Source organism: Fibrisoma limi BUZ 3, from assembly GCF_000296815.2.
Taxonomy (GTDB): domain Bacteria; phylum Bacteroidota; class Bacteroidia; order Cytophagales; family Spirosomataceae; genus Fibrisoma; species Fibrisoma limi.
In genome coordinates this window covers 826,680-853,327 of the sequence record NZ_CAIT01000009.1, presented here as the reverse complement: position 1 = coordinate 853,327, position 26,648 = coordinate 826,680, and the positions used below count along the sequence as shown (strand labels likewise).

24 protein-coding genes and 2 tRNA genes are annotated in these 26,648 nt (G+C 48.1%); 16 read left to right on the top strand and 10 right to left on the bottom strand.

Annotated features, from left to right (window positions below; genetic code table 11):
- Positions 1-47 precede the first annotated feature (47 nt).
- The 5 genes from BN8_RS23080 to BN8_RS23060 all read right to left on the bottom strand — a co-directional run bounded on the left by BN8_RS23080 (position 48) and on the right by BN8_RS23060 (position 5,682).
- Positions 48-665 carry an ABC transporter ATP-binding protein gene (locus BN8_RS23080; protein WP_009284365.1) on the bottom strand — a complete coding sequence of 206 codons (618 nt, stop codon included), beginning with the start codon at positions 663-665 and terminating at the stop codon, positions 48-50.
- A 168-nt stretch (positions 666-833) separates the two neighbouring features.
- Positions 834-1,625, bottom strand: coding sequence for an acyl-ACP--UDP-N-acetylglucosamine O-acyltransferase (gene lpxA / locus BN8_RS23075; protein ID WP_009284364.1), 792 nt, complete (start codon positions 1,623-1,625; stop codon positions 834-836).
- 110 nt (positions 1,626-1,735) lie between these two features.
- Entirely contained in the window at positions 1,736-3,130 is a 1,395-nt protein-coding gene (locus BN8_RS23070) for a bifunctional UDP-3-O-[3-hydroxymyristoyl] N-acetylglucosamine deacetylase/3-hydroxyacyl-ACP dehydratase (protein ID WP_009284363.1), read from the bottom strand.
- A 63-nt stretch (positions 3,131-3,193) separates the two neighbouring features.
- On the bottom strand, positions 3,194-4,237 hold the full coding sequence (gene lpxD, locus BN8_RS23065; RefSeq protein ID WP_009284362.1) for a UDP-3-O-(3-hydroxymyristoyl)glucosamine N-acyltransferase: 1,044 nt from the start codon (positions 4,235-4,237) through the stop codon (positions 3,194-3,196).
- Positions 4,238-4,425: 188 nt separating this feature from the next.
- Positions 4,426-5,682, bottom strand: a complete 1,257-nt coding sequence (locus tag BN8_RS23060) for an HD domain-containing protein (RefSeq protein WP_009284361.1) — start codon at positions 5,680-5,682, stop codon at positions 4,426-4,428.
- Positions 5,683-5,798: 116 nt separating this feature from the next.
- On the opposite strand from BN8_RS23060, the gene BN8_RS23055 reads away from it, so the two are divergent.
- Positions 5,799-5,872 (top strand) — tRNA-Ile (locus BN8_RS23055).
- 79 nt (positions 5,873-5,951) lie between these two features.
- Here the strand turns inward: BN8_RS23055 and BN8_RS23050 are convergent.
- The 3 genes from BN8_RS23050 to BN8_RS23040 form a co-directional block, all read right to left on the bottom strand.
- On the bottom strand, positions 5,952-7,265 hold the full coding sequence (locus BN8_RS23050; protein ID WP_009284360.1) for a Gfo/Idh/MocA family protein: 1,314 nt from the start codon (positions 7,263-7,265) through the stop codon (positions 5,952-5,954).
- Between the two features lie 104 nt (positions 7,266-7,369).
- Positions 7,370-8,140, bottom strand: a complete 771-nt coding sequence (locus BN8_RS23045; RefSeq protein ID WP_009284359.1) for a hypothetical protein — start codon at positions 8,138-8,140, stop codon at positions 7,370-7,372.
- Between the two features lie 10 nt (positions 8,141-8,150).
- The gene (locus tag BN8_RS23040) at positions 8,151-9,359 is read right to left on the bottom strand and encodes a dipeptidase (RefSeq protein WP_009284358.1); all 1,209 of its coding nucleotides are present in this window, start codon (positions 9,357-9,359) and stop codon (positions 8,151-8,153) included.
- A 217-nt stretch (positions 9,360-9,576) separates the two neighbouring features.
- Between BN8_RS23040 and ubiE the strand changes: the two genes are divergently transcribed.
- From ubiE to BN8_RS23005, 7 genes are all read left to right on the top strand, one after another.
- Positions 9,577-10,305: a bifunctional demethylmenaquinone methyltransferase/2-methoxy-6-polyprenyl-1,4-benzoquinol methylase UbiE gene (ubiE, locus tag BN8_RS23035; protein ID WP_009284357.1), complete on the top strand. Its 729-nt coding sequence runs from the start codon at positions 9,577-9,579 to the stop codon at positions 10,303-10,305.
- Positions 10,248-10,982 (top strand): type IX secretion/gliding motility protein PorT/SprT, encoded by a 735-nt coding sequence (gene porT, locus BN8_RS23030; protein WP_009284356.1) that lies wholly within the window; start codon positions 10,248-10,250, stop codon positions 10,980-10,982. Before ubiE ends, porT begins: the two co-directional genes overlap by 58 nt.
- A gap of 131 nt (positions 10,983-11,113) precedes the next feature.
- Positions 11,114-11,188 (top strand) — tRNA-Val (locus BN8_RS23025).
- Positions 11,189-12,077: 889 nt separating this feature from the next.
- Positions 12,078-13,781, top strand: coding sequence for a P-loop domain-containing protein (locus BN8_RS23020; protein ID WP_009284355.1), 1,704 nt, complete (start codon positions 12,078-12,080; stop codon positions 13,779-13,781).
- Positions 13,782-13,860: 79 nt separating this feature from the next.
- Positions 13,861-16,737, top strand: a complete 2,877-nt coding sequence (locus BN8_RS23015) for a tetratricopeptide repeat protein (RefSeq protein WP_009284354.1) — start codon at positions 13,861-13,863, stop codon at positions 16,735-16,737.
- Complete coding sequence (locus BN8_RS23010) at positions 16,718-16,987, top strand: helix-turn-helix domain-containing protein (RefSeq protein ID WP_009284353.1); 270 nt, start codon at positions 16,718-16,720, stop codon at positions 16,985-16,987. The genes BN8_RS23015 and BN8_RS23010 overlap by 20 nt, the downstream gene beginning before the upstream one ends.
- Positions 16,988-17,406: 419 nt before the next feature.
- Complete coding sequence (locus tag BN8_RS23005; RefSeq protein WP_009284352.1) at positions 17,407-18,630, top strand: Shedu immune nuclease family protein; 1,224 nt, start codon at positions 17,407-17,409, stop codon at positions 18,628-18,630.
- Between the two features lie 571 nt (positions 18,631-19,201).
- On the opposite strand, the gene adhP is transcribed toward BN8_RS23005, so the two are convergent.
- A complete protein-coding gene (gene adhP, locus BN8_RS23000) occupies positions 19,202-20,230 on the bottom strand; it encodes an alcohol dehydrogenase AdhP (RefSeq protein ID WP_009284351.1) in 1,029 nt (342 codons plus the stop codon).
- Positions 20,231-20,276: 46 nt separating this feature from the next.
- Positions 20,277-20,522: a FixH family protein gene (locus BN8_RS22995; protein WP_009284350.1), complete on the bottom strand. Its 246-nt coding sequence runs from the start codon at positions 20,520-20,522 to the stop codon at positions 20,277-20,279.
- A 265-nt stretch (positions 20,523-20,787) separates the two neighbouring features.
- On the opposite strand from BN8_RS22995, the gene BN8_RS22990 reads away from it, so the two are divergent.
- The 8 genes from BN8_RS22990 (at position 20,788) to BN8_RS22955 (ending at position 26,636) form a co-directional block, all read left to right on the top strand.
- Entirely contained in the window at positions 20,788-21,006 is a 219-nt protein-coding gene (locus BN8_RS22990) for a YgaP family membrane protein (RefSeq protein ID WP_009284349.1), read from the top strand.
- A 73-nt stretch (positions 21,007-21,079) separates the two neighbouring features.
- Positions 21,080-21,715 carry a Crp/Fnr family transcriptional regulator gene (locus BN8_RS22985; RefSeq protein ID WP_009284348.1) on the top strand — a complete coding sequence of 212 codons (636 nt, stop codon included), beginning with the start codon at positions 21,080-21,082 and terminating at the stop codon, positions 21,713-21,715.
- A gap of 75 nt (positions 21,716-21,790) precedes the next feature.
- Positions 21,791-22,594, top strand: a complete 804-nt coding sequence (locus BN8_RS22980; RefSeq protein ID WP_009284347.1) for a sulfite exporter TauE/SafE family protein — start codon at positions 21,791-21,793, stop codon at positions 22,592-22,594.
- Between the two features lie 148 nt (positions 22,595-22,742).
- Positions 22,743-23,129, top strand: a complete 387-nt coding sequence (locus tag BN8_RS22975) for a DUF983 domain-containing protein (protein ID WP_009284345.1) — start codon at positions 22,743-22,745, stop codon at positions 23,127-23,129.
- A gap of 268 nt (positions 23,130-23,397) precedes the next feature.
- On the top strand, positions 23,398-23,970 hold the full coding sequence (locus BN8_RS22970) for a YeeE/YedE family protein (RefSeq protein ID WP_009284344.1): 573 nt from the start codon (positions 23,398-23,400) through the stop codon (positions 23,968-23,970).
- 10 nt (positions 23,971-23,980) lie between these two features.
- A complete protein-coding gene (locus BN8_RS22965) occupies positions 23,981-24,466 on the top strand; it encodes a DUF6691 family protein (RefSeq protein WP_009284343.1) in 486 nt (161 codons plus the stop codon).
- A 95-nt stretch (positions 24,467-24,561) separates the two neighbouring features.
- Positions 24,562-25,974 carry an MBL fold metallo-hydrolase gene (locus tag BN8_RS22960; RefSeq protein ID WP_009284342.1) on the top strand — a complete coding sequence of 471 codons (1,413 nt, stop codon included), beginning with the start codon at positions 24,562-24,564 and terminating at the stop codon, positions 25,972-25,974.
- Positions 25,975-26,240: 266 nt separating this feature from the next.
- Positions 26,241-26,636, top strand: coding sequence for a DUF983 domain-containing protein (locus tag BN8_RS22955; RefSeq protein ID WP_040006458.1), 396 nt, complete (start codon positions 26,241-26,243; stop codon positions 26,634-26,636).
- Positions 26,637-26,648 lie beyond the last annotated feature (12 nt).

Genomic DNA, 26,648 nt, shown 5'->3' with positions numbered 1-26,648 from the left:
CATGGAATTAGCTATCCAAATAACGTCAATTTGGCCTAAATAATACGCTACTTCCAGCGGGTTACATCGAGAATGTTGGGACAGAAATCGTACTCCTCCGGTACGTTGGAACCGATCAGCAAAAGCTGGTCGGGGCTAAGCTGCCGGACCTGTTCGTGGTACCAGGCAGCGCCCTGCCGGTCGAGGTTGGCCGTGGGTTCGTCAAGAATCACGACCGATGCTTCGGAGAAGAAAGCGAGACCGAGCTTGACCCGCTGTTTCATGCCCGACGAGAAATATTTGATCTCTTTGTGCCGGGCGTGAGTCAGCAGCAGCCGGTCAGCAATTTGGTCGGGCGTGAGGCCGGATTTGAACCGTTTGAATGTCTGATGGAAAAGCAGCAGCTCGGTCAGGGTAAGTTCTTCGATGAGCTCCAAGTAGGGGGCTGCAACGACTACGTGCCGAAACCAGTCGTCGAGGTCGAGTGCATGACCATTGACCCGGTACGTCAGTTTGCCTTCCGTAGCGGGCAGGCTGCCGGCCAGTAGTTGCAGAAGGGTGGATTTGCCGCTGCCGTTCGGACCCACAAACGTATAGCTTGTGCCGGCCGACAGTTCGAGCGAAACACCCCGGAAAATCCATTCTTTCCGGTATTTTTTGCCTACCTGTTCGGCAACGATCTGCATGGGCGGAAGTCGGTTTACGGCGGTCGGCGCTTCAGTGAGCAGTTTACAGTTTTCGGTGGTCTGTGCTGCGGTATCCGGTCCTGGACGAGCGAGTTATTTCCCGGTTTGTACTGACCACAGAAAAGTGTAGACCGGAGCGCCGGCCGCCATAAGCCATTGAATGATTCGTTACTCTCGCTCGCTGTTAGACGGGCCTTTCATGATCCCCCGCTCCGAACTGCGGATGAAGTTAACAATCTCGTCCCGCTCGTCGGAAGGCGGCAGTTCGAGTTCAATTTGTGTCAGCGCATCGGCATTGTTCAGGCCGCGAAGGTAGATGTAGCGGTAGATTTCCTGAATCTGGTTAATCTGCTCGTTGTCGTATCCGCGCCGACGCAGCCCGATCGAGTTGATACCCGTGTAGGCCAGCGGTTCGCGGGCGGCTTTGGTGTACGGTGGAACATCTTTCCGAACCAGTGATCCGCCCGACACCATCGCATGAGCGCCGATCTTGGTAAACTGAAGCACCGAGCTGGAGCCGCCAATGATGGCCCAGTCACCCATATGGACGTGGCCGGCCATCTGTACGTTGTTAGTCAGAATGCAGTGATCGCCAATACGGCAGTCGTGGGCAACGTGCGCGTAGGCCATAATCAGGCAGTTAGCGCCAATTTCAGTTTTCCAATGCTCTTCCGTACCCCGGCTGATGGTGGCGTATTCCCGAATGGTCGTGTTGTCGCCGATGAACGTGCGGGTGTATTCCCCCTTAAATTTTAAATCCTGCGGAATGGATGAAATCACCGCCCCCGGGTAAATACGGCAGTTTTTGCCGATACGAGCGCCCTCGTTGATAACGGCGTGCGAGCCAATCCACGTCCCTTCCTGAATCTCAACGTCTTTATGGATAATGGCAAACGGCTCAATAACAACGTTCTGCGCAATTTTAGCCTCCGGGTGAATGTATGCTAATGGTTGAATCATCTTCTCGGTTATCAGTTTCAGTTCACGGTTTACAGGTTCCAGTATTCGGTGATGGGGCGCCGTTCAGGAACCTTACCAAAAACTGTAAACCGTAAGCCGTAATCCGTAAACTATTTTTTCTTTACCAAACTCGCGATCATATCCGCTTCGCAGACTAACTGACCGCCAACATAGCCGCGGCCCTGCATTTTCACGATGCCCCGCTTCATGGGCGACGTGAACTCGCAGCGGAAAATGATCGTATCGCCCGGGACAACGTTTCGGCGGAAACGACAGTTCTCAATACCAATCAGGTAGGGCCAGTAATTTTCGGGGTCCGGTACGCTGCTCAGTACAAGAATTCCACCCGTTTGCGCCATCGCTTCCAGTTGCAGCACACCCGGCATTACCGGATTTCCTGGGAAGTGGCCCATGAAATACTGTTCGTTCATGGTCACGTTCTTGATGCCAACAACACTGTTTTCGTCCAGCGCAATGATCTTGTCGATCATCTGGAACGGATAGCGGTGGGCCAGCAAGTTCGATATCTGGCTTATATCCAGAACGGGCGGCTGCTTTGGATCGTATTGCGGAACCTGATTAGCTGCATTTTTCTGAATCAGCTTCTTGATCTTCTTCGCAAACGCGACGTTGGCTGCGTGGCCGGGTCGGGCCGCCAGAATCTGCGCTTTGATCGGTCGGCCGATCAGGGCCAGATCACCGACAACATCGAGCAGCTTATGACGGGCCATCTCGTTGGTGAAATGCAGCTCAGTCGTGTTCAGGATGCCTTCCTTTTTGTTGACGCTCACTTTCGGCTTGTGCAGCAGTTCGGCCAGGTAGTCCAGTTCGCCTTCGTTCACCTCGCGATCAACGATCACGATGGCGTTGCTCAGGTCTCCGCCTTTGATCAGGTTCTGCTTATACAGCGTTTCCAGTTCGTGCAGAAACACGAACGTCCGGCACATAGCGATCTGTTCGGGAAACTGGCTGATGTCGTTCAGGTACGCGTGCTGGCTGCTGATTACCCGCGAGTTATAGTCAACCATGACCGTCAGCCGGTAGTCGTTGAGCGGCAGAGCGGCCAGTTCAATGTCCTTCTCCGCGTTGCGGTAGTGAACGTACTCGTTGACTTCGAAGTAATTCCGGGTGGCGTTCTGCTCTTCGATACCCGCTTCGCGCAGGGCCTCAACGAACTGAATCGAACTGCCGTCCATGATGGGCGGTTCGGGACCATCGAGCTGAATCAGTACGTTATCGATCTGTAGTCCTACCAGTGCGGCCAGGGTGTGCTCTACGGTGTGAATGCGCGCTCCGCTCTGTTCAATGGTGGTGCCGCGCGAAAGATCGACTACGTTATCGACATCGGCATCAACAATCGGCTGGCCTTCCAGGTCAGTACGCTGAAACTTGTAGCCATGATTGGTCGGTGCCGGCAGGAATGTCATCGTGGCCTGCACGCCCGTATGAAGCCCTACCCCCGAAACGGAAACGGCTTTCTGGATCGTCTGCTGCTTTGTATTCATTATGGTTGGTCGGCCAGGGGATCGGTCATAAACAGGCAACGTGCTGCGTTCTGACGAATTGATCTACCGGCTGTCTGACGTATCGTTAGTTTTCTTTTCCTGTTCAATCAGTCGCCGTTCGAGGTCGGGCAAGCGTCGGTAAATGGCCGTCGAACGCAGGTTATCTTTCAGGTCAAAGGCGGGTGAGCCGCTGAGTTTGAGACCTGCTTCCTGAATGGATTTAGACACCCCCGACTGTGCGCCGACGCTGGTGTTGTTGGCAATGGTAATGTGTCCGACAATTCCGACCTGACCCGCAATAATACAGTTTTCGCCGATTTTAGTCGAGCCTGAAACGCCCGTCTGGGCCGCAATGACGGTGTTGCGGCCAATCTCAACGTTGTGGCCAATCTGAATGAGATTGTCCAGCTTAACGCCCTGCCGGATGATGGTCGAACCCATCGTGGCGCAGTCGATGGTGGTGTTCGCCCCGACGCTGACAAAGTCTTCCAGAATGACGTTGCCCAGTTGCGGAATGGTTTTATAGGTACCATCCGGCTGGGGCGCGAAGCCAAACCCATCGCTGCCGATAACGGCGTTGGGATGGATGGTGCAGTATTTCCCGATCACGCAGTTGCTGAGAATGCGGACACCGGTATGAATGATGCTGTTATCGCCAATACGTACGTTATCGCCGATGTAGACGTGCGGGTAAATCTTGACGTTGTGGCCAATGTGACAATTGCGCCCAACGTACGAAAACGCCCCCCGGTACACCTGTTCGCCAAACTGAGCCCCGTCTCCGGCGTAGGAGGGCTGCTCCACACCCACGCGGGCATAATTCAGCCGCTGGTGGTATTCTTCCAGCAGGCGCGTGAAGGCTGAATAGGAATTTTCTACAAAGATAAGGGCCGCCGACACCGGCTTTTTGGGCTGAAACGACCGGTCGACAATGACCGCCGACGCCTGGGTCGTGTAAAGATGCGGCTCATATTTAAGATTCGACAGAAACGAAATATCACCCGGTCTGCCTTCTTCTATCTTTGCTAATTTGCTGATTGTTAGTGCGTCGTTTCCTTCTACCTCACCCCCTAGCAGCGTAGCAATCTGCTTGACTGTAAACTCCATATACGTATAACGGCCGTCGCAAAACGCCCTTGGTTATCGGGCAATTTGGGCGCTAAGGTAGGTAACAAATTGCACTTTTTGGATAAGATGATCGAAAATAGTAGTCCAACAATTAATTGGTAAGTCTGTAAGGGGCAAGGGAGTAAACAAAGCCGTTGTCAGTTGCTGCAATGAGGTAATTCGCCAGGTCACCAGCTAACAGATTTACCTATCCCCTTCAGGTCTTTGGCCCAGCAAACGTAGTACCGGCGAACGATGTTGGTCAATACGTGAATATTAGAAAGATCGGATGCGTCGGCGATGTCAATTACCTTACCCGATTTACGCTTAATGTTGATGCGGTCGCCGGAGGGCATATAAGCCGCGTTGGTCGCTTGTCCCTCTACTAAAAAGTACGACAGTTCATCGTCGGATAGCCCCGACTGGTGCAGTTGATCTTCCAGCTCGCGGACCAGTTCCCCGGCAAACGGTTCCGTTGACAGTATAATTTTGAACAGACGGCGGTTCAGCAGCATCTCACACAGGGTGGACAATACGGCGTCGTCGTGCATACTCCACTGCTTGATGCACGACCAGATATCGTAGTCGTCCAGTTGTGTAAACGCTTTCAGATACTGACGGTCCGACCGGAATGCATCCATCGTCACGCTGTCGCGCAGAAACAGAAAGAACGAATCGGGTGCAAAAACCCGTTCGCCCTGCCGGATCAGGAAACGCGCCCGGCGCAGAATCTGTACCAGCATGGACTCGCAGCAGATTGAGGTTTTGTGCAGATATACCTGCCAGTACATCAGCCGACGGGCGTTCAGGAAATTCTCGATGCTGAGCACGCCCTTTTCTTCAACCACCAACTGATCGTCGACGAGGTCGAGCATCTTGATGATACGGTCAGCACCGATCGCCCCCTCAGCTACGCCCGTATAGTAGCCGTCGCGGTTGAGATAATCCATTCGGTCCATGTCCAGTTGGCTTGAGGTTAACTGGTGGAAAAAAGGGCGTTCGTACGTACCGTCGAACATCCGAATGGCCAATGATAAGCGCCCGTCAAACTGCCGGTTCAGCTCATGCATCAGGATCAGCGAAATATCCTCGTGCGACACATTGTTGAGCAGGCAGCATTCCAGCACGTGCGAAAACGGCCCGTGACCGATGTCATGCAGCAAAATGGCGATCTGGGCTGCTTCACACTCCGCGTCGCTGATACGGTGCCCTTTGCTTTGCAGGGTTTGCATGGCCTGGCCCATCAGGTGCATGGCTCCCAAGGCATGGTGAAAACGGGTATGCAGCGCGCCCGGGTAGATATAGTCGGCCAGACCCATTTGCTTGATACGCCGGAGCCGTTGAAAGTACGGGTGTTCAACCAAATCGAACAGCAAATCAGTCGGGATGGTAATGAATCCGTAAACGGGATCGTTCAGGATTTTCTTCTTGTTGGGCGCTGACATCAGACAAAGATACCGGAGTGGTACACAGCATAAACACGTTTTTTAGCGAAAATCCTTTAGGGCTATGCAAAAAAATCGTAAATTCGCATCACTGAATTTGAAAAATAGTTCAGTACGGGCTTGTAACTCAGTTGGTTAGAGTGCCTGACTCATAATCAGTAAGTCCCAGGTTCGAGTCCTGGCTGGCCCACTTTCAAACGGCAAGACCTCCGCACGAGATGCGCGGAGGTCTTGCCGTTTATACGTCTACGTAGTCAGGTACAATTACTCTAAACCGGATACTGCCATTCGCCCCGGTATGCCCGGCTGAGGAGCTTGTTGGCCTCCGGATCGTTCAGGATTTTATCTCCGTCCCACTCCACACTGCGGCCGAGCTTCAGCGACAGCATACCCAGCAGGGCCATGTTAGTCGAGCGGTGGCCAATTTCAATGTCGCTGACGGGGCGCTTGCCGGTCTTGATCGCGTCAAGGAAGTTGGCCCAGAGCTGTGCAATGTTCTGGTCGTCGGGCTGATTCAGTTTGGCGTCTTCGTGCAGTACCGGCTTGTTCGGATCAGTCGGGTAGAAGGTCCAGCCGTCGAGCCAGCCCATGTGGAACGTACCCTCGGTGCCGTAGAAATAAACCCCGACGGCCTGTCTGGGGTGGGTTTTCTCGGCGTTGTTGCCCGCAAACTGCCGGTGTTCCCACACCACCGTGAAGTCTTCAAACTCATACGTAGCTACCTGGTGGTCGGGTGCATCGGTATTGTCCTGCCGGATCGCCCGGCCACCGGTTGAGTACACCTTGCGCGGGTGCGTTTCGTCGGTCCACCACAGAACCTGGTCGAGCCAGTGAATACCCCAGTCGCCGAGGGTGCCGTTGGCGTAATCCAGATACCCGCGGAAACCACGCGGGTGCATGGTCGGGTTGTACTCGTTCAGCGGGGCTGGGCCACACCACATATTCCAGTCCAGTTCTTTGGGCGGCTCGGCGTTGGGAACGCGTTTACCCGGCCCACCCCCGTAGTGGACGAACGCCCGCGCCATGCCGATTTTCCCGGCTTTACCCGACTTCAGAAACTCCATGCCCGATACGTTGTGGGGCGAAATACGCCGGTGCGTACCGACCTGGCAGACCTTACCAGTTTGCCGGGCGGCCTTGACCATAGCTTTGCCTTCATTGATCGTATGCCCGATCGGCTTCTCGACGTACACGTGCGCACCGGCCTGCATAGCCGCTATGGCAATGAGCGGGTGCCAGTGATCGGGGGTGGCTACGATGACAATCTCCGGCTTTTCGGCCGACAGCATCTCGCGGAAATCTTTGTACAGTTTTGGCCGGTCGCTGGTAAACTTCGCTACTTCATCATTGGCTTTCTGGAGCTGCCGCTGATCGACATCGCAGAGCGCCACAACTTTTGATTCGCCGGCCTGCATAGCACACCGCAGGATGTTGGTACCCCACCAGCCGGAGCCGATCAGGGCGGTACGGTATTTTTGCGGAGGGCGACGGGTGATAAACGGCGTAATGGCCGATGCGTCCGTTACCAGCGTAGTGCCGGCAATGGCCAGGGCCGAGGTTTTCAGAAATTCGGAGCGATTCATCGAACGGATGTACTGGTTAGTTGTGCCACGCCACCATCAGTGAATGGAAGAAAGCGTACGTTTCCAAAAGCGGGTGTAGCGCCATTTATACCGTCAACTGCCCATCAAAGCCAGGATAGGAGCGGCCTGCCTGCCAAAGCCTGCATCAGCAAAAAAGATACCCCCAGAAAATAAACCGTTGCCAGGGCAATGATCTGGAACGGTCGGCGGGTTACGTAATAGCCCAGAAGCGGAAGAAGCTGCAGGGCGTGCATCCCGAAGAAGTGAGCCACGCGTAGATCGCCGTAGCGTACACTCCAGTTCAGAACGGGCAGGCCGGGCCCTCCGTCGGCGGCTCCCACCGTATGACTCAGCCTAAGGGCCATGAGAAATCCCTCGAAAGCGAAAATGACAAATAACAAAATCCCTAACCGGATACCCCAGAGATAGCCCGGTTGAATGGCGGCCGACGTAAGGTTAAAGAAGAGATAGCCTATGTAGCCTGTCCAGATTGTAAGGACCGTAATGGCAAGACCCATTACGTCGAATAGTCGGGCGTCGACAAACGATGTAACGTTGAAATGCGACAATTTTCCCAGCGCGGCCTGGCCGGTGATAATAAGCATTTCGAAGGTGAGCGTTGTCACAATCACCCAGCTATACACGGCAACTTTGCGCCGTTGGGGGAGCAGCCCCGTAAACCACGCCATTGTCCAGCTGAATAAGGCAATCGAAATAAAGAATTTGGCGGGTTTGATGAATGCGTTTAGCCCTAAAATCTGCTGCGTTGTGGTCAGAGCCAGTCCGGCGCAGACCAGACAGCCCAGCAGGTTAAACAAGCCGAACCAATAGAGGACGGTATTGCGACGCTTCAGGGTTGTCAGTAGTGCATCCATTTGTACCTACCTAAAGGGCCTTCGCTTTACCCAACACCCGTAGCAGATTGCCGCCCCAGATCTTGCGAATGTCGTCTTCCGAGTACTTCCGGCGGAGTAGTTCGACGGTCAGGTTCTCGATCTGGCTGACGTCTTCAAGCCCGTTGACGCCCCCACCGCCGTCGAAGTCACTGCCGATGCCGACGTGATCGATACCGGCGATTTTTACGATGTGATCGATATGATCAGCAATGTCCGACAGGCTGGCGCGCTCGGATGCATATACCTTCGATACCGAATCGCTCTGGGCGGTAATGCGGGCTTCCAGTTCCGGCGTCATTTCCCGGCCAACCCGCGCCATGCGAATCTTCGTTTTGGCGGCCCGGTGCGCATCCGACGGTTTGCGGAGGTAATCGCTCACGAAATTCACCTGCACCACGCCCCCCCTGGCGGCAATGGCCCGAATCATGTCGTCGGTCATGTTGCGCGGGAAATCGCACAGAGCCCGGGCGTTCGAGTGCGACGCGATGACGGGCGCTTTTGACAGGGCCAGGGCGTCGTAGAACGTTTTGTCGGCTACGTGCGATACGTCAATCAGGATGCCGAGCCGGTTCATTTCAACAACTACCTTCTTTCCAAAATCGCTCAGGCCGTTGTGCAGCGGTCCGTCCGGATCGGTTGACGAGTCGCCGATGAGGTTATTGGCAAAGTGCGTCAGCGTTACGTAGCGGCAGCCCAGGTCGTAGTATTTCCTGAGCATCGACAGATCGTCGCCGATGGGGTACCCGTTTTCCATGCCGATGAAAACAGCCCGTTTGCCTGCCTTCTCGATCCGGTAGGCATCGGCCGGGGTGGTGGCCAGCTCGGCCTGATCGGCATGCTTTTTGACTGCTTCGTGGATAAGCTCAAACTGCCGGAGCGCCGATGCCTTGGCGTTGGCGTGACCCTCGGGCGTGCGTGGCCCCTGCGACGTATAGACGGCAAAAAACATGGCGTCCATACGGCCCTGCTTCATGCGCGGAAAGTCGATCTGCGACTGGTCGCGTTTGGTGTCGTGGGCCACACCGACGTCAAAACCCGGCTTCTGCATCATAATCGGGGCATCGGCGTGGGTATCGAGCGTCAGCACCCGCTGGTGAATCTGACGGGCTTTTTGCAGCAGGGGATCATCCTGCACCGGACGCAGGGACGTACCGGTGAGCAGGCCAAGAAAAAGGAGCGAGTGGAGTTTACTCTTCATCAGCGTATATGGAAACCAACTGAAAACTACAGAATACAACCGCGAATGCCAAACTTTCCGAACAAACACCCCGTTATCTGGCTAACTTTGCCAAAGAGTGAAAGAGCGAATGAGTGAAAGAGTTAATAGAAGCTGTTCATTCACTCCGCTTCGGTGATGATCCGACAATGCGGTTCGATTTCGCTCTTTCGCTCATTCACTAATTCGCTCTTTTACAATGGCCGTTGTACCGTATAAAGATAAATCCACCAGCAAGCGCGAGCAGGTTGCCGAGATGTTCGACAATATCTCGCCGAAATATGACCTGCTGAACCACGTACTGAGTGGGGGGATTGATATTCTGTGGCGTAAAAAAGCCATTCGGCAACTGAAGCCGTATGCCCCCCAGACCATCCTCGACATCGCCACCGGAACCGGCGACTTCGCCCTCGAAGCGCTGGCCCTGAAACCGAAGAAAATCGTTGGGGTCGACATTTCGGAAGGCATGCTGTCCATCGGGCGGGAGAAGATGAAGAAGCGCGGGGTGGACCAGATTATCGAAATGCGGTCGGGCGATTCGGAACGATTGCCGTTTACAGACAATGAATTCGATGCTGTCATCGTTTCGTTTGGTGTGCGGAATTTCGAGAATCTGCTGAAGGGCCTCACCGACATGCACCGCGTGACCCGCGCAGGGGGTGTGTGTCTGGTACTGGAATTTTCGAATCCGCGCCAGTTTCCGTTTAAACAAGTGTACCGTTTTTATTCCCGAACTATTCTGCCGCTCATTGGACGCGTAGTCAGTAAGGACTCATCGGCGTATACGTACCTGCCCGAATCGGTACAGGCGTTTCCCGATGGTCCGGACTTCCTGCGTATTTTTGAAGCAGCCGGATTCACAAACACTCAATGGATACCGCTTACTTTCGGCGTTGCGTCAATCTACATCGGTCAAAAGTCGCAGTAACGGCGCTCGTCTGGGTGTTGTTCAGTGGCCATTCGTTAGCCCAGGAATACAAGTATATCCGTAAGCACCTCGAGCGCTACGACGACAAGGTCATTCACTACGGTTTTTTCTTTGCCGCCCCCGTTACACGGTTCAGCGTTCGGTACAGTCCGGCGTTCGTTACGGCCCGGGACTCGGCCTATCGGATCTATTCGCCCAACAAAGCCAGTTTCCGGGTGGGTTTTGTGATCAATACGTTCCTGAACGACCGGTTCGATCTGCGCCTGACCCCGGCCGTATCGCTCTACAGCCGTGAGGTACTCTACGACTATCCCGGCGGTACGCAGCGCAAAGAAGTCCGCGAATCGACCTGGCTGGATTTTCCGCTGCTGCTCAAGTATAAGTCCGAGCGACGGAACAACAGCCGGATGTACCTGCTGGGCGGGGGCTCGTTTGCCATCGAGACCAACGTTCGCCGGGGCGATCAGGGCACCAGCCGGCTCAGCACGGGCACGATGGACGTTGCGGTCGAGTACGGGGTGGGCTTCGAGCAGTTTTTTGAGTTCTTCAAATTTGCGCCCGAACTCCGCTTTTCGCACGGTCTGGTGAATCTGTATCGGCCGGGCAACAACGCGGCCAGCGTAGGCATCAGCAAACTGACGACGCATACCGTAACGCTGTACCTGAATTTTGAGTAGGAGCCGATTGGCTATCAATAGCTTATAAATTATTTCACTTTTTTTCGGGGTTTTGCTTGCAAAAAGGCGTTTGCGCCCCCTATATTTGCAGTCCCAAACGACAACGGTCAGGCGGGGCAAAACTAAGAAAAGGGAGTTTAGCTCAGTTGGTTCAGAGCATCTGCCTTACAAGCAGAGGGTCGGGGGTTCGAATCCCTCAACTCCCACCTAAAAATCAAGCACTTACGACGTAAAAATCGTAAGTGCTTTTTTATTTGCACAAGATTTGCACAAGAATTATTATCGACCATTGAATTAATTCAAAACTTATAAGTATTACATTAGCCTAATTAAACGGCAATCATCAGCGAGTTAGATGCTTGTACCGACTGAGCGTGTTCAATAGGCTATATGACAGCTCTTGCTAAAAGCGACAGCTTGTAACCAAGGCTGGTAGTTGGGCTTTACGTCTGACAGCCTAACAGACGGTCGAAAATTTCGGACGCTCAACGAGAGGCTTTATTTATCGAAGTAGATTATGCTCTACTTGCCCAGCGCGTCACTCTACTTTTGGACTGGTTAATGGAACGCTCTGGCAAATCGACGAGGCTGAGAAGTAATAACGGCCTTGTGCTTATCATTCACACTTTGAAGAATCGGTGTGATAATCAGATAGTAATTCTAAACTGGATCTAACTAAATAAACCGACTCAGAATGTCTACATTGAGTGATTCAATGATAAACTTCGCTGAGGAGAGTTGAATGCGAATAGATTTAGGAGTCTAACGATGGATGAGTAGTTGGTTGAATAAGATTCGGAGCACCCTCATTAGTCGTTTAAGTTTATGACGCAAATTGAGTACCGGTAGGTGACCTTGACTTCCAATTAAAACTGGATCACCAACGGAGTATAACATCGTGGCATTGTATACGGAAAGAATTGTTAATCCGTTGAACGCAGTTTTGGGCGGTCTAGTTTTAAACAAGGGTTGTTTCGCAATGTGGAGCCAGCAGCAGAAAACTCGGAGGGAATACGACAAATTTCTTTTATTTCACAAGCCTAGATAATTTACCAAATGAACTAATATATACTTAGCAGAAAAAAATAATTCTATATGATAACTTTAGTAACTACTATTCTTACCAAAGCTGCAGATGCCTTTTTGCAAGCTTTAGCTGGGAATATTACCGAAGATTTGTTCAAAAAGCTCAAAGGGGACCCTGCTAAAAACGCTTATAAGAAAGCTCTAGGAACCGCTATTCAACGATACTCAACTGGAGAAAAATTGTTTTTCTCAAAGGCTTTAATACAAGAAGACGGAATACTGAGTGATCAAGAAGTCGCGCTTGAATTAAGTCAACTTATAAGATTTGAAAGAAAGCCAAATGTAGAAGTTATTGCTAGAAAATGGAAAGAAAGGCTTAATACCTATATTTTGTTGCCTAATTTTATTGAAGAAGTGAATTCATTACTTTACTATTTAGAAGTTGAGTTACATGCAACAGATGTATTTCGTCCTGTTTTTGATACAAAATCCCTGTATACAATTTCTGCTAATACATCAGGATTAGCGCAGTCCCTTATTAATATAGAAAGTGTTCTTAGTGGTCTAGCATCACTTATGGATACACGGTTTGGGGAATTAACTACTTTATTCGCTAAATCAACATTTAGCATCCGTGATCAAATTAGAGATTTCACTAGATTGATTGAGGAAAAATCACGAGGATTTACCGGTAGACGATTCATATTTGATGCAATTAATAAATTTTTGCAAAATAACTCTTGCGGTTACTTTTTTATACGTGGAGATCCTGGTATTGGCAAATCCGCCCTATTAGCTCAATTAGTAAAGGAAGAAGGCTATATCCATCATTTTAATGTACGCGCTGAGGGAATTAATAAAGCAAGTGATTTTATCAAAAATATTTGTGCTCAATTAATTGCTGTTTATGATTTGCAATACTCAGTTCTTCCTCCAGAGGCAACGAATGATTCTGGATTTCTTGGCAAGCTCCTAAGCGAAGTATCAGAAAAATTAATAAAAAGTAAGTGTGTAATAGTAGTAGATGCATTAGATGAAGTTGATAGCCAAAATCTCTCTTATGGAGCAAATACACTTTATTTACCTCTTATTCTTCCAAAGAATATTTTTATCATTGCTACTACCAGAAAAATAGCACTATCTATTCGAACAGAGAGTGAACATGATGTGTTAGATATAGAACAGGATGGAGAGGGTAATATTGCCGATATACGCCAATATTTAAGCTTACAAATTTCAAAACCAGGTATACAGCTTTATATTAAAAATCAAAAAATCAATAGTAATATATTTATTGAATACCTAACGCAAAAAAGTCAAGGTAATTTTATTTATTTACGTTACGTATTACCTGAAATTGAGTCGGGAGTATACGAAAAACAAGATATTGCAACAATTCCAACTGGTTTGCAGAATTATTACGAAGACCATTGGCGAAGACTTCGTGAAAAAGATGAAAATATATGGTTTAGCTATAAACTACCGGTCTTAGTGGCTTTAACAGTAGTTAAAGAACCAGTCTCAATCGATCAAATCCGCGCATTTTCAAAAGTGGATAATAAAAGCCGTATTCGGTCAGTAATTAATGAGTGGCAACAGTTTTTGTACGAAAGTTATGATATAAACAGTACTCAAAGGAAATATCGCTTGTATCATGCAAGTTTTTTTGATTTTGTTGCTGCAAAACAAGAGATACTTGACGAAAAAATTGATTTACCAGCTGCTCATAAACAAATATCAGATGCCTTATGGGATACTCTTTACAGAGACTAGAAATAATAAAAATTAAAATTGTTATGATCTAAATATAATTGTTTATATGGTTTCATATTCTCTTAATTAAGCTGGACTTATGGCCAAATTGTACCAAGCTGCTTTAATCTCTGACGAGTATACGTTAAATAATCTTGTCTGGCATCTTTTGGAATCAAAACAATATGAAAAGATTCATAAACTTTTATTGGATGCGCCTGATTGGCTAAACGCTAAGGCAAAAAGATTTAGTGGGGATTTATCTTTCCTTTCTGATTTGAACCAGGTTATTCAAAGGAGTAATTCAACGAGTAATTTTCAAGATATTACTAAGTTATTTACTGTTCATGCTGCTCGATTTACAGTTTACCATCGAATGGGGCGGTATAATTATAACGCTTTAGAAGCACTAGTATGGTTAGGTAAGGAGACTGAAGCTCTTAATCATACTAGAGCACGTCCTAATATTTTAAGTGGGAATCAATTATCAGCTGAAAAATCAGGAATTAGAGGCGCAAGCGTTCCTCAAGGTGAAAATCTACTTGGATTAATGAGAATATATAGAGCACTTTATAAACGAGATGGAGTTAGAACGGCTGAAATAAAAGAACTCGAAGAAGATATCTTAAATAATATTAAAGAATTAAAGAATGACCAAGATTATTACCAGGCAGTCGATGAATTTGTGAAAATTCTTATTTCCTGTGGCCAATTGGATTTAGCCGAGTCTCTAATTAACAGTCGGCAAATTGAGAGCAAAACAGATAATTTAAAAAGACTTCTAATAAATCTTTATATTACTTCCGGCCAACTTAAAAAAGCTATAAAATTAATTTCTGAGGAAGATAAATATGATCAAGAGAATTATTATTCAGATTTAGTAAAAAAATATGCCCAATTAGATCAAATAAGTAAAGCGCAGTCAATCATCAATAAAATTACCTCAAAATGGAGAAAACCAGGGCTTAGCCTAGAACTTGTGCTTCCATATGCTAAAAAAAAGCAATATGATAAAGTTGAAAGTATATTAAACCAAGAAGTTGACTTAAAGCTAGCCAGGACAATGTGTCAACTGGCTATATATTTTATTGAAAATCAGCTAAATAATTATGCTTATGAAATCATAAAGCAGATTGAATTAATTATAGATTTAATTCCAGCATGGGGGCCTCATCATGATGACTGGACCGCTGAAGAATTGCGCTCATACGCCCTTATGGATCTTGCTCAGGTATATGTCCAAATCAATATGACTGTTGAGGCCCATAATGCTTTTGATAGAGCGGAAGATTATATAAATCAAATTAATTACTCATATGCCGTCCATCAAGCAACTGCAGAATTATTGCGTTCAATGGTTCAGGTTGGCTTCTACGAGAGAGCAATCTTATTGGTTAGTACTCCTCCATTTCTCAATGAAACATGGTTTCAGGTTATTGTAATTGCCGAACTGGTAGAGAAAAAGCAATTTGAATTAGCCGTACAACTTTCAAATAAAATTAAGAGTTCAAAAAATAAGGTTGATGCATTATTGTGTATTTCTATAGGGCTAGCTAAACAAAAGTTATTTATAGAGGCTGAAGAAAAATATCAAGAATCCTTTGATGAGCTAAGAAATCTTCCTGATTATAAAAATTATATTGAGCTGTGTTGTAATATCTCGCATACATTATTTATTTATAATGATAAGCGTTCATTAGCGATATTGTCATTGGCTGTAAAAACTCTTTATAAACTTATTTCTACAGAAAGAGAGGAAATTTCTCGTAATGAAACAAAAAATCCACATAACTATATGCTTAATTTTCAAGATTTAGGGAAATTTGAGCATGATATTAAAAGAGTAGTGGTAGAGTTATTACGCCATCAGGAATATATATCGGCAGTTGAATTGCTTATATTTTGTAGATATATATATATATATAATAACTCAATTGAAGAAACAGATATAATTGAAAGCATATATAAAGCTAAAAATCATTTAACCAAAGACGGATTATTTACTTTGCTTGATTTTTTTAATATTACTGAGAAATCAGGAATTCTCTATCATCAAATAACTTGCGACGATGAACTTTCTGATGAATCTAAAATAAATAAATTACAATCATCACTAGAAGACATTGTACACAACAAACATGACCGTAGTAAAGTTTTGCTTGATTTAATTAAAGAACTTATAAGGCAAAATAAACCTGATTTGATAGAGAAATATTTTTATAATTTCGACAAAAGAAGTTCAAAAGATACAACCCAATATTATAATAAATCTTTTGCTATATGGGTAAATTATATAAATAAAAGTGATGGATTAGCAAAGACTCACAGTCTAATAAAAAAATATGGCAATAATGCTGAATGGTTAAATATTATATTAATCGAAATAATAAAAGAATGCGCTCATATAGGTAATTATAGCTACATAGAGCATATATTAAACGAGAATAAAATACCATTTATTTATGTTGAAGCTATTAAAGTATTATCTTCTATAGGAAATGTAAATATTGCTACAAAGTACTTAGATGAATTAAAATCGATTAAACCTAAAAGTACTTATGATTGGGAAGAGCAAATGATAGATGCACTTATAAGTGTAATCAGAGCTCAGAGTAGCGCTGGGAATAATTATTTAGCAAAATTATTAATTGATGAAGCGTTTAGCTTAGTCAAAGATAAAGATTTGTTTTATAGTGGAGAAAATGTAAATTATAATAATATTGTTGAAGTAATGATGGAATGTGGATATTTTATTGAGGCTTTTAATAAGCTCAAATTTAGCCAGGAAGATTCTCTTATTAAGCTAATTTTACGTCTTGCTCAAAATGCAAAAACTAATAATATTAAAAAATACGGTTGTACATATATTGATATTTTGACAAAGGTGGCATTTATTTACTCTTGGGAAAAAAGCGAGTGGAGAGAAATATCACAACTTCTCACATATAAAATATCTGATGGAAATTATTTGTCTTGAAGATAAAGCCTTTTATGCTTTAGTTGAGCAGGTCGTTGATCGGTTGAGGGAGAAGAATGGCCATGAGAAAAATAAGTGGATTTCGGATGAGCAGGCTATGCTGCTTCTCAATATTAAATCTAAAACGACCTTGCAGAAACTGCGGGACGAAGGAAAAATTCGATTTTCTCAGCCGCAAAAGAAAATCATTCTCTACGACCGGGAGTCAATCAATTCCTATCTGGAACAGAACGCGAAAAATACCTTTTAGCCATGGAAGACGAAAACAAGGTTGATCCTGATTACCTGAAAGGTTTCAACGAAGGCTATATGATTGCTCAGCATATGCCAGAGTTGGCTTAACAACTAGCCAAAGTCCAAGGAGAAGGGGCTCGATTAGCTGGGCTTAAAGCAGGCCGTGAACAATATACAGCTGAACGCTTAAAAGAACGACTGCCACCTTGGCTTACTGGAAACCGACCCCCAAAAGATCAGAATACACCATCCAAGTCAAAAGATCGGAATATCGAACCCGATCGTGACTAAAAATCTATTCTCGATCCATATCCTTGTCAAGTGATTTGCCAACAGTTGGATTAGTGCGTCCGTAACTTAAGCCTTGCATAAATCGCGTGGACTCACTATTGCGGTAATTGTAGAGATGTAGTAAATGAGAGCCTCAGTAGATATATGCCTGACCTTACTAGTAATGTATTTCTACCTACAAATGACAATTTGTATCTTAAGGTATATATTACAGCAGATTATTTAGACAAGCATGTGGGAAATGAAAGGACTAAATTTGATTTCCCGGAAGATGAGTCATCCTATCATTCGCCAAGTTTAAGCTACTCATCTATAACTTTTGACGAAATAAAATCTCAACTAACGAAACAGCTTGAGGAAATACTACGAGTTCCACTTGATATACTTCGACAAGAAAAAATAGAAGCAGTAAAAAGGCATGTAGCACAATCTTCGCCACAATTTAAATATGTTCTAAAATATAAAGAAGAAGAAGTAAAAAAACTGCCAGCTACTTTAAACGGAGATAAACTAGATGTTGAATTATTTAGAATTCAGCAAAAGCTCGAATTGGAAACTAAGATGTTAGCAAATGAAGTTTTAAATGGGCACGAGTATAATAGCATCGAGGATTATCAATTAGCGTATGAAAAATACATTAAGCAAGCGAATGATGTGGGAAAAGCAAATTTGGTTAAATATGTTATACACAGAAAATCTATTATAGATTTACTTAATAAGTTTTTGGGTGAAGAAAGCGACAAATTTTATAGCGAAAGAACGATTCATGAATTATTCTTTCCGATAAGAAAGGAATCAGACGATGTTAAATATGAACAACAAAACTTATGGCTGATTGATGAACGGCTTGCTTACCACTTTTATCTTGCATCGGATAAGCCAATATCTGATATGCCAGTCATAAATGATGTTGATTCTACTGATCGGCCTGACTTATTCATCTTCAATAGTACTTTTGCGTTCGTGGACGAAGAGGCTCCTTTTAATTCATTTATTTTGGTTGAATTTAAGAAGCCTGAAAGGAATGATTATAGTGATAAGGACTCAAAAAGTAATCCAGCAGATCAAGTTGTTGATTATATAGGTAAATTAAGGAGTGGTAAGGCAAAAGACCGGCGTAATAAGTACATACAAATGTCTGAAAAAGACAGAGTGCCATTTTACGCATATGTAATATGTGATTTTAATCCGAAACTGATTGATATACTTAAATCTAAAGACTTCAACGTCACACCAGATGGAATGGGGTATTTCTACTTTAATAGGCAATATAATGCATATATAGAAGTATTGTCTTACCAAAAAGTTTTGAAGGATGCCAAAAATCGCAACAGAATACTTTTTGAAAAATTAGGAATTAGCTTTTAATACAATGAACGTGGGTATACCTTAAGTAACCCAGCGTACCCTTTCAAGAAATCATAGCTAAAATTGCTTACGCTTGTTTTTGTATAAAACAATAGAAGTTTGACTCGATTGTCAACTTTTTAATACGTGAGTAAGTTTGAAAAGCAGTTCGTTTTGGGAAGTGTTTAGCTTTATCAAGAACTCTACCGTCCATAACTAGCACTACAAACTAAATCAAGCATTAATTAGGGCTTGCACCGGTTGCTAAACGCTTGTTGGCCGAACGAAGGGGTAAGTTCACCTAAAATTCGGACAATGTGGAACGAGATTCCTATATATATACCAGCTCCCTAAAAACTAGTTACTGCAATCGGAGAATCCCGGATCTCTTACCCATCCTATTTGTGCCACACATTGGCTGATTTGTCCTGGGGATAGGCTGGCCGCAGGGCTACCTTTGTGTTGGCGGTTAACCCGCACTAGACAGCTTTTGGTGCGGGTTGTGGCCGTCCTGAACACGCAAATGCCTTTACTTGCCTTAACGTAATGAATAGTTGAGCTGACTTATTAACATACTCAACTGGATGGAGAATCAGCTAAGGTTTAAGACAACGCGACCGTCAATACGGCCGGCGGCCATATCGGTCAATACCTGGTTGATGTTGTCTAACTGATCGCAGTGGTAATGCACTTTTACTTTGCCTTCCGCAGCAAAAGCCAGGCTTTCGGTTAAATCCTGCCGGGTGCCAACAATCGATCCCCGGATGGTTTTGCGCGTCAGGACTACGTCGAAAATATTCAGGTTGAAATCGCCTGGGGGCAAACCGACCAGCGACAGGGTACCCCGGCGTCGTAACATACCCACCCCCTGCGCAAATGCCGAACGGGAAACGGCCGTGACCAGCACGCCATGAGCCCCTTTGATCCTCTGCTGAATTACAGTTACCGGATTCTCCTTTGCCGCATTGATAACCAGATCCGCCCCAACCTCCTGGGCTAGCTTTAGCTTTTCCGCCTGAATATCTACGGCCGCTACGTGCATACCCATGGCTTTGGCGTATTGCACGGCCAGGTGACCCAGACCACCCACACCGGAGATGACCACCCATTGGCCGGGTTTTACCTCCGTTTCCTTTAAACCTTTGTAGACCGTTACCCCGGCGCAGAGAATGGGCGCGGCTTGCTGAAACGATAACGTATCGGGTATATGGCCCACAAAATTCGGGTCGGCCAGGACGTACTCGGCGTAGCTGCCCTGTACAGAATACCCCGTGTTCTGTTGCTCCGGGCACAGGGTCTCCCAGCCCGAGCAGCACTGCTCACAATGGCCACAGGCTGTATACAACCAGGGAATTCCAACCCGGTCGCCTTCGCGAACCTGGGTGACCCCGGTACCAACCGCTACGACGGTACCAACGCCTTCGTGGCCTGGAATCAGGGGGAGTGTCGCTTTAACCGGCCAGTCGCCATTGATGGCGTGCAGATCGGTATGGCATACGCCACACGCGGCCACTTTCACCAGAATGCGCCCCGAACTGACTTCCGGTACGGGTACTTGCTCAATACGGAGGGGTTGGCCGTAGGCGTGAGCCACAGCCGCTTTCATTGTGGTTGGTATCATGGCTTAATTGGTTTTTGACGGGAAGTTGTCGGCTCTGACCGGCCGTTCATCCAACAATAATCTCCTTCTCTTCATGATACGACTGCTGGCCATCCGACCAGTTCAGGCGGGCGTGCCAGATGCCTTTGGCCAGTTGAGCCGTTGAGACAACGTAGCGGGGTAGGTTGCCGGGCGTAACCCGGATTTGCACATCGTCGAAGGTGTCGTTCAGTCGGCTGAAGGTCAGTTCAGCCTTATAGAAGTACAGGGGAAGCACGAAGGCTACCGATTGGGTCGCAGGTTCGAACGTCATGACTGAATACGGGTTAAGTATGCAATTCTCTACCAGCGCATCCGAAGAATGCTTTCGCAAAGGTCATACAGGAATTCAGCCTCGGTTATGATGGTTGTCAGGCGATTGCGTGATATAATTCATCGCCCGTTCTGAAGTAGGTCGTTTGTCGGCGAGTCGGGGCAGAGGACTTTTGCAGGACCCGCTCCTAGAATGGGTAGTCTGTAACAATTGTCACAGATAAGCATTTCCTGAACTGCTTTTTTAGCCGTAAAAACGTTTAGCCATGAAAAAGAACATGGGTTCCGCCGATCGGATTATCCGGTTTGTTGTTGCTATTGCACTACTTATCCTGTTTTTTACTGGTACGGTCACCGGTGTTTGGGGTATTGTCGGCTTAGTGCTGGCTGGGGTATTTTTAGTGACCAGCCTTGTCAGCGTTTGCCCGTTGTACGTACCCTTCGGCATCCAGACGTGCCGCCGGACCCGGGTGAGTCATCGGTAATAAAAGCCGCTGATTGCCAGTCGTAAGTACAGCCTCCCTTTATTGCCGGAGGCTTCTTGTGTGATATACTATAATGATAAAAGACGTTTCTCAATTACAACGGCTGTTCGTTGGGCGGTTCGAGCCGGCCCTGATCGAAGAGCTGGCCCGCGTAGGCAATTACGTGGAGTTAGACGAAGGGCAGTACCTGATGCGTCCTGGCGGCTACGTCCGGAGCGTCCCGATTCTGCTGAGCGGCTCCGTAAAAATTCTGCGGGCCGATGCGGAAGGCCGTGAAGCCTTACTGTATTACCTGGGCGGACTGGATTCCTGTGCGCTGTCGCTGACGTGTTGTCTGGATCGTAAACCGAGCGAGGTTACGGCGGTGGCCGAAGAGAAGACCCGGCTGATTACCATTCCCATTGAAAAGGTTGAGGAATGGATGTGTACCTATTCATCGTGGAAGCAATTTGTTTTTCAGGTGTATCAGAAGCGGTTCGACGACATGCTCAGGACAATCGACAGCATTGCTTTTCACAAGCTCGATGAGCGGCTGCTGGCGTATCTGGACAAGAAAACCCGGTCCTGTCAGTGCACGACCCTGACCATCACACACGAGGAGATTGCCAGTGAAATGGCTACGTCCCGCGAGGTTATTTCGCGTTTACTGAAGCAATTGGAAAAGATGGGCAAACTAAAACTCGCCCGCAACCGAATCGAGATGCTCTAGTCCGCTGGCCTGTGTAACAATTATCACGGAAAAGCGCTTCGGTGTAGGATTGCTTTGCTGAAAAGTTCGGCAAGCATGAATACGATTCAATTCCTTGGCTTTTCTGCGTCCATTCTTATCGGTGTCAGCCTCGGGCTGATTGGCGGAGGTGGAAGCATCCTGACGTTACCAGTCTTGGTGTATCTGATGGGGATTAATCCCCTTGTCTCGTCGGCCTATTCGCTGTTTGTGGTCGGTACGACCTCCCTGATCGGCTCGGTCAGTTACATGCGGAAAGCGCTGGTTAACTACCGGGCCGCCGTCGTGTTCGCCATCCCTTCCTTTGTGGCCGTTTTCCTGACCCGGCGATACATCATGCCGGCCATACCGGACCCGGTGCTGATGTCAGACAGCTTTTCCCTCGGCAGAAACGTAGCCATCATGCTGTTTTTTGCGCTGGTGATGCTGGCGGCTTCGTTGTCCATGATCCGCGACCGACGGAATCAGGCTGCGGGCCAGGCAGAATCGTTGCGGTTCAATTACCCTGTCATTGCGCTGGAAGGAGCGCTGGTCGGTACGCTTACCGGTATTGTCGGGGCCGGGGGCGGATTCCTGATCATACCGGCTTTGGTCGTATTGGCCCGACTGCCCATGAAGATGGCCGTGGGGACGTCGCTGCTGATCATTGCGGCCAAATCGCTGATCGGTTTTCTCGGTGATCTGTCGAACATACCCATCGACTGGCCGTTTCTCCTCGAATTTACGGCGCTTTCCGTGGTCGGCATTTTCGTTGGTTCGTATCTGTCGCGGTTTGTGCCAGGGCAAAAGCTGAAGAAAGCGTTCGGCTGGTTTGTGCTGATGATGGGCGTTTACATTCTCGTGAAAGAAACTATTCTGTAGCTACTGCCGGGAAAGAACCGTAACGCCTGCATGACCAATACCAGCCCGTACCGTGACAAACGTCACTGACTCTCCCTGAAAACCGGGCTACTTTTGCAAAGACCTGATCGGATCAACGCTCACTTCGCACACGTAACGAGACAACGCCATGCTAAAAGGGACCAAACTATACAGCATTCTTTTCAATAAATGCCCACGGTGCCAGGAGGGAAGCTTCTTTATAACAAACACGGCTTATGATCTCCGGCGATTCGATAAAATGCATCACCGGTGCAGCCATTGCGATCTGCGATTCGAGCCGGAGCCGGGGTTCTTTTTCGGAGCCATGTATGTCAGCTACGCCTTCTACGTCGCGTTCATAATCAGTACGTTTGTCTTGTTTAACGTACTGCTCAGCGTCGACTTAACGTATTACCTGATTGGTCTTATACCCGCGCTGGTCCTGCTGACTCCCTTTTTCTTTCGGCTGGCCCGCCGTACCTGGATCAACTTTTTTGTGGATTACCAACCTACCCAAACCAAGATACCAACCTAACTCCGCTGACCAGTCATATTACCCGTTCCTGGCATATTGACAACAGCCCCCACCCAACATCTGGATGGGGGCTGTTGTCAATACGTATGTATAACAATCTGTCCTGAAATCGGGCTGCGTGACAAATATCACAGAAAAGCGGAGCGCGGGTGAGGAGCTTTGTGTAACCACAGCATAGGATCGGGCGCTTATCACTCATTGGTTACGATCCGAATGAATGTATCGTCGGTGTATGTGGTTATTAAGTATAATCTATAGAATAAGTTAAATGGAATTTATCGAGTTGATCCGTAAGCCCTGGCCCTGGTACGTAGCCGGGCCGTTGATTGGCCTTACGGTGCCTGCCCTGTTGCTGATTGGCAACAAATCGTTCGGGATCTCGTCGTCTTTGCGGCATATCTGCGCGGCCTGCCTGCCCGCCAACATCCCGTTCTTTCAGTACAACTGGAGAAAAGAAGTCTGGAATTTATTCTTCGTGGCCGGCATAACAATAGGCGGGATGCTGTCGGCCCAGTTCCTGACCAATCCCAATGCGTTTCAGCTCTCAGCCGCTACGGTCACGGATTTACGGGCTTTAGGGATTCGTGATTTCTCGGGTCTGATGCCCGCTGACTTGTTTGATCCGGCCTATCTATTCACGCTCAAAGGACTCCTGTTTTTCGTCTTGGGGGGCTTTCTGGTTGGGTTTGGAACACGCTGGGCAGGGGGCTGCACATCGGGCCACGCCATCATGGGACTATCAACCCTGCAATGGCCGTCGTTGGTCGCTACGGCCTGTTTTATGATTGGCGGTTTCGCCATGACGCACCTGATTCTGCCCTATCTAATGACATTAATCTAAGCTATCTATCATGCAACACGTGCAGGAATCAACTGAATCGCTGGTATGCGACGCGCCCAACAATATGAAAAAAACGGAGAGCTGGACCGCCAACCTGAACTATGTAGTGGTGGGCGTTCTGTTTGGCATTGTCTTCGTAAAAGCCGAAATCATTTCATGGTTTCGCATCCAGGAGATGTTTCGGTTACAGAGTTTTCATATGTACGGGGTCATCGGGTCAGCCATCCTGGTCGGCATGCTCTCGGTCTGGCTCATCAGGAAATACAATATCAAGACTCTGTCGGGGGAAGAAGTGACCTTTCGGCCGAAGCCCTTTAACCGTGGGCAAATTTATGGTGGCCTGCTGTTCGGATTAGGCTGGGCCATTACCGGCGCTTGTCCGGGACCATTGTTTGCCCAGATTGGCAGCGGATACGTCGTTGTGCTGACCACGTTGCTGAGCGCCATAGCGGGTACGTGGGTCTACGGCTATTTTCGCCACAGGCTACCGCACTAAGCTGAGCAGAATCATCGTGCGTGTGTAACAAATATCACGGAACGGCTTTCGGCTGACTACCAATTTTGGCTTATCAATTTAACACTCGTTAAATCATGAAAGTCGATCAGATTTATACCGGCTGTCTGGCCGAAGCCGCTTACTACATTGAGTCAGAAGGCGAAGCCGCCATCATCGATCCCCTTCGCGAAACCAAACCGTATCTGGATCGGGCGGCTGCCGACGGAGCTACCATAAAGTACGTTTTTGAAACGCATTTTCACGCTGACTTTGTGTCCGGTCACCTCGACCTGGCGGCAAAAACCGGGGCTACCATTGTTTTCGGCCCTACGGCCCAGCCGGGTTATCAGGCCCACGTAGCCAGCGACGGCGAGGAGTTTCGGGTTGGTCAGCTAACGATCCGGGTGTTGCATACGCCGGGTCACACGATAGAATCAGCCACGTATCTGCTGATCGACGAAACCGGCAAGGAAACGGCCATTTTTACCGGCGATACCCTGTTCATCGGGGACGTTGGCCGGCCCGACCTGGCGGTTAAATCCGATTTATCCCGCGAGGATCTGGCGGGTTATCTCTACGACAGTCTGCACACGAAAATCATGACCCTGCCCGACGATGTGATTGTGTATCCGGGTCACGGGGCGGGGTCGGCCTGCGGCAAGAACATGAGCCGGGAAACCTTCGATACGCTGGGCAATCAGAAACGGTTCAACTATGCCTTACGCACCCGCAGCAAGGAAGAATTTATCCAGGAAGTGACGACCGGCCTAACGCCCCCACCGCAGTATTTTCCTAAAAACGCGGTGCTCAACAAACTGGGATACAATAGCGTTGATGCGGTGATCCGGCAGGGTAAACAGGCGCTTACGCCGGCGGCTTTTGAAGCCGCAGCCAGCGAAGAACATGCGCTGATTCTGGATGTACGTCAGGCGCAGGCGTTTGCAAAAGGCTTCATTCCCAATGCCGTTAACATTGGTCTGGAAGGGCAGTTTGCCGGGTGGGTTGGCACGCTGATTCCGGACTTAAAGCAGCCTATTTTGTTAGTAGCGCCCGAAGGGAAAGAAGAAGAAGCCATTGTACGCCTGGCGCGGGTCGGCTACGATAACTGCATTGGGTACCTGAACGGTGGGTTTGCTGCCTGGCAGGCCGCTGGCCGAGACATTGATACGATCCCGTCCATATCAGCCGATGCCTTTGCCGAGTTGTTCCACCAGCACCCGAATCTGTCCGTGCTGGACGTTCGCCGTAAAAGCGAATACGACTCTGAGCACGTAGTAGGGACCCAGAACCTGCCTTTGGATTACCTCAACGAGAACATGGCCAGCATCAACCGTGCTACAACGTACTACGTTCACTGCGCGGGTGGCTACCGCTCCATGGTGGCTATCTCCATCCTCAGGGCGCGCGGATTCGATAACCTGATTGACATTACGGGCGGCCTTGCGGCCATTAAGCAAACCGGAAAGCTCCCGCTGACTGACTACGTCTGTCCTACAACCATGCTGTGATGGGTTGATGCCTATCAACGTGGGCATCTGGTGCGGTCGGCAGACCAAGCCACACTGTGATTCGATTCATCAAGGTTTTTCAGGGTACACAGGCTACTTATGGCTTTCGGCCGGGAACCGGGCCGCCTTACCCGGCCGATTTGTGCCATACATTGGCTGATTTGTCCTGGGGATAGGCTGGGCGCAGGGCTACCTTTGTGATGGCGGTTAGCCCGCGCCAGACAGCTTTTGGTGCGGGTTGTGGCCGTCCTGAACACATAAATGCCATGTCTACCAACAGCCGATTATACAGCATTGTCTTCAACAAATGTCCGCGTTGTCATCAGGGCGATTTCTTCGTGACCAACACGGCCTTCAGCCGACATTTCGACGAGATGCATGACCACTGCCCGCAGTGTGGCCTGAATTTTACCCCCGAGCCGGGTTTCTACTGGGCCTCCATGTTTGTCAGCTATGCCTTCTTCACGATCTGGACGCTGGCAACCTTTTTCGTAGCGGTGCTCTGGCTCAATATTGAACTCGAGTATTACCTGATCGGTCTGCTGCCTACACTGGTTCTGCTGACGCCTTACTTTTTCCGGATGGCCCGCCGGACGTGGCTGACCATTTTTGTGAAGCCCGATCGGCACCGCATCAGCCTGCCGAACAAGTCTAAGCGTTAACCGAGATTCCAC

Bases quoted from the DNA above. Each gene is read 5' to 3' on its own strand.
- BN8_RS23080 (WP_009284365.1), bottom strand. From the start codon at position 665: ATGCAGATCGTTGCCGAACAGGTAGGCAAAAAATACCGGAAAGAATGG.
- lpxA (WP_009284364.1), bottom strand. From the start codon at position 1,625: ATGATTCAACCATTAGCATACATTCACCCGGAGGCTAAAATTGCGCAG.
- BN8_RS23070 (WP_009284363.1), bottom strand. From the start codon at position 3,130: ATGAATACAAAGCAGCAGACGATCCAGAAAGCCGTTTCCGTTTCGGGG.
- lpxD (WP_009284362.1), bottom strand. From the start codon at position 4,237: ATGGAGTTTACAGTCAAGCAGATTGCTACGCTGCTAGGGGGTGAGGTA.
- BN8_RS23060 (WP_009284361.1), bottom strand. From the start codon at position 5,682: ATGTCAGCGCCCAACAAGAAGAAAATCCTGAACGATCCCGTTTACGGA.
- BN8_RS23050 (WP_009284360.1), bottom strand. From the start codon at position 7,265: ATGAATCGCTCCGAATTTCTGAAAACCTCGGCCCTGGCCATTGCCGGC.
- BN8_RS23045 (WP_009284359.1), bottom strand. From the start codon at position 8,140: ATGGATGCACTACTGACAACCCTGAAGCGTCGCAATACCGTCCTCTAT.
- BN8_RS23040 (WP_009284358.1), bottom strand. From the start codon at position 9,359: ATGAAGAGTAAACTCCACTCGCTCCTTTTTCTTGGCCTGCTCACCGGT.
- ubiE (WP_009284357.1), top strand. From the start codon at position 9,577: ATGGCCGTTGTACCGTATAAAGATAAATCCACCAGCAAGCGCGAGCAG.
- porT (WP_009284356.1), top strand. From the start codon at position 10,248: ATGGATACCGCTTACTTTCGGCGTTGCGTCAATCTACATCGGTCAAAA.
- BN8_RS23020 (WP_009284355.1), top strand. From the start codon at position 12,078: ATGATAACTTTAGTAACTACTATTCTTACCAAAGCTGCAGATGCCTTT.
- BN8_RS23015 (WP_009284354.1), top strand. From the start codon at position 13,861: ATGGCCAAATTGTACCAAGCTGCTTTAATCTCTGACGAGTATACGTTA.
- BN8_RS23010 (WP_009284353.1), top strand. From the start codon at position 16,718: ATGGAAATTATTTGTCTTGAAGATAAAGCCTTTTATGCTTTAGTTGAG.
- BN8_RS23005 (WP_009284352.1), top strand. From the start codon at position 17,407: ATGCCTGACCTTACTAGTAATGTATTTCTACCTACAAATGACAATTTG.
- adhP (WP_009284351.1), bottom strand. From the start codon at position 20,230: ATGATACCAACCACAATGAAAGCGGCTGTGGCTCACGCCTACGGCCAA.
- BN8_RS22995 (WP_009284350.1), bottom strand. From the start codon at position 20,522: ATGACGTTCGAACCTGCGACCCAATCGGTAGCCTTCGTGCTTCCCCTG.
- BN8_RS22990 (WP_009284349.1), top strand. From the start codon at position 20,788: ATGAAAAAGAACATGGGTTCCGCCGATCGGATTATCCGGTTTGTTGTT.
- BN8_RS22985 (WP_009284348.1), top strand. From the start codon at position 21,080: ATGATAAAAGACGTTTCTCAATTACAACGGCTGTTCGTTGGGCGGTTC.
- BN8_RS22980 (WP_009284347.1), top strand. From the start codon at position 21,791: ATGAATACGATTCAATTCCTTGGCTTTTCTGCGTCCATTCTTATCGGT.
- BN8_RS22975 (WP_009284345.1), top strand. From the start codon at position 22,743: ATGCTAAAAGGGACCAAACTATACAGCATTCTTTTCAATAAATGCCCA.
- BN8_RS22970 (WP_009284344.1), top strand. From the start codon at position 23,398: ATGGAATTTATCGAGTTGATCCGTAAGCCCTGGCCCTGGTACGTAGCC.
- BN8_RS22965 (WP_009284343.1), top strand. From the start codon at position 23,981: ATGCAACACGTGCAGGAATCAACTGAATCGCTGGTATGCGACGCGCCC.
- BN8_RS22960 (WP_009284342.1), top strand. From the start codon at position 24,562: ATGAAAGTCGATCAGATTTATACCGGCTGTCTGGCCGAAGCCGCTTAC.
- BN8_RS22955 (WP_040006458.1), top strand. From the start codon at position 26,241: ATGTCTACCAACAGCCGATTATACAGCATTGTCTTCAACAAATGTCCG.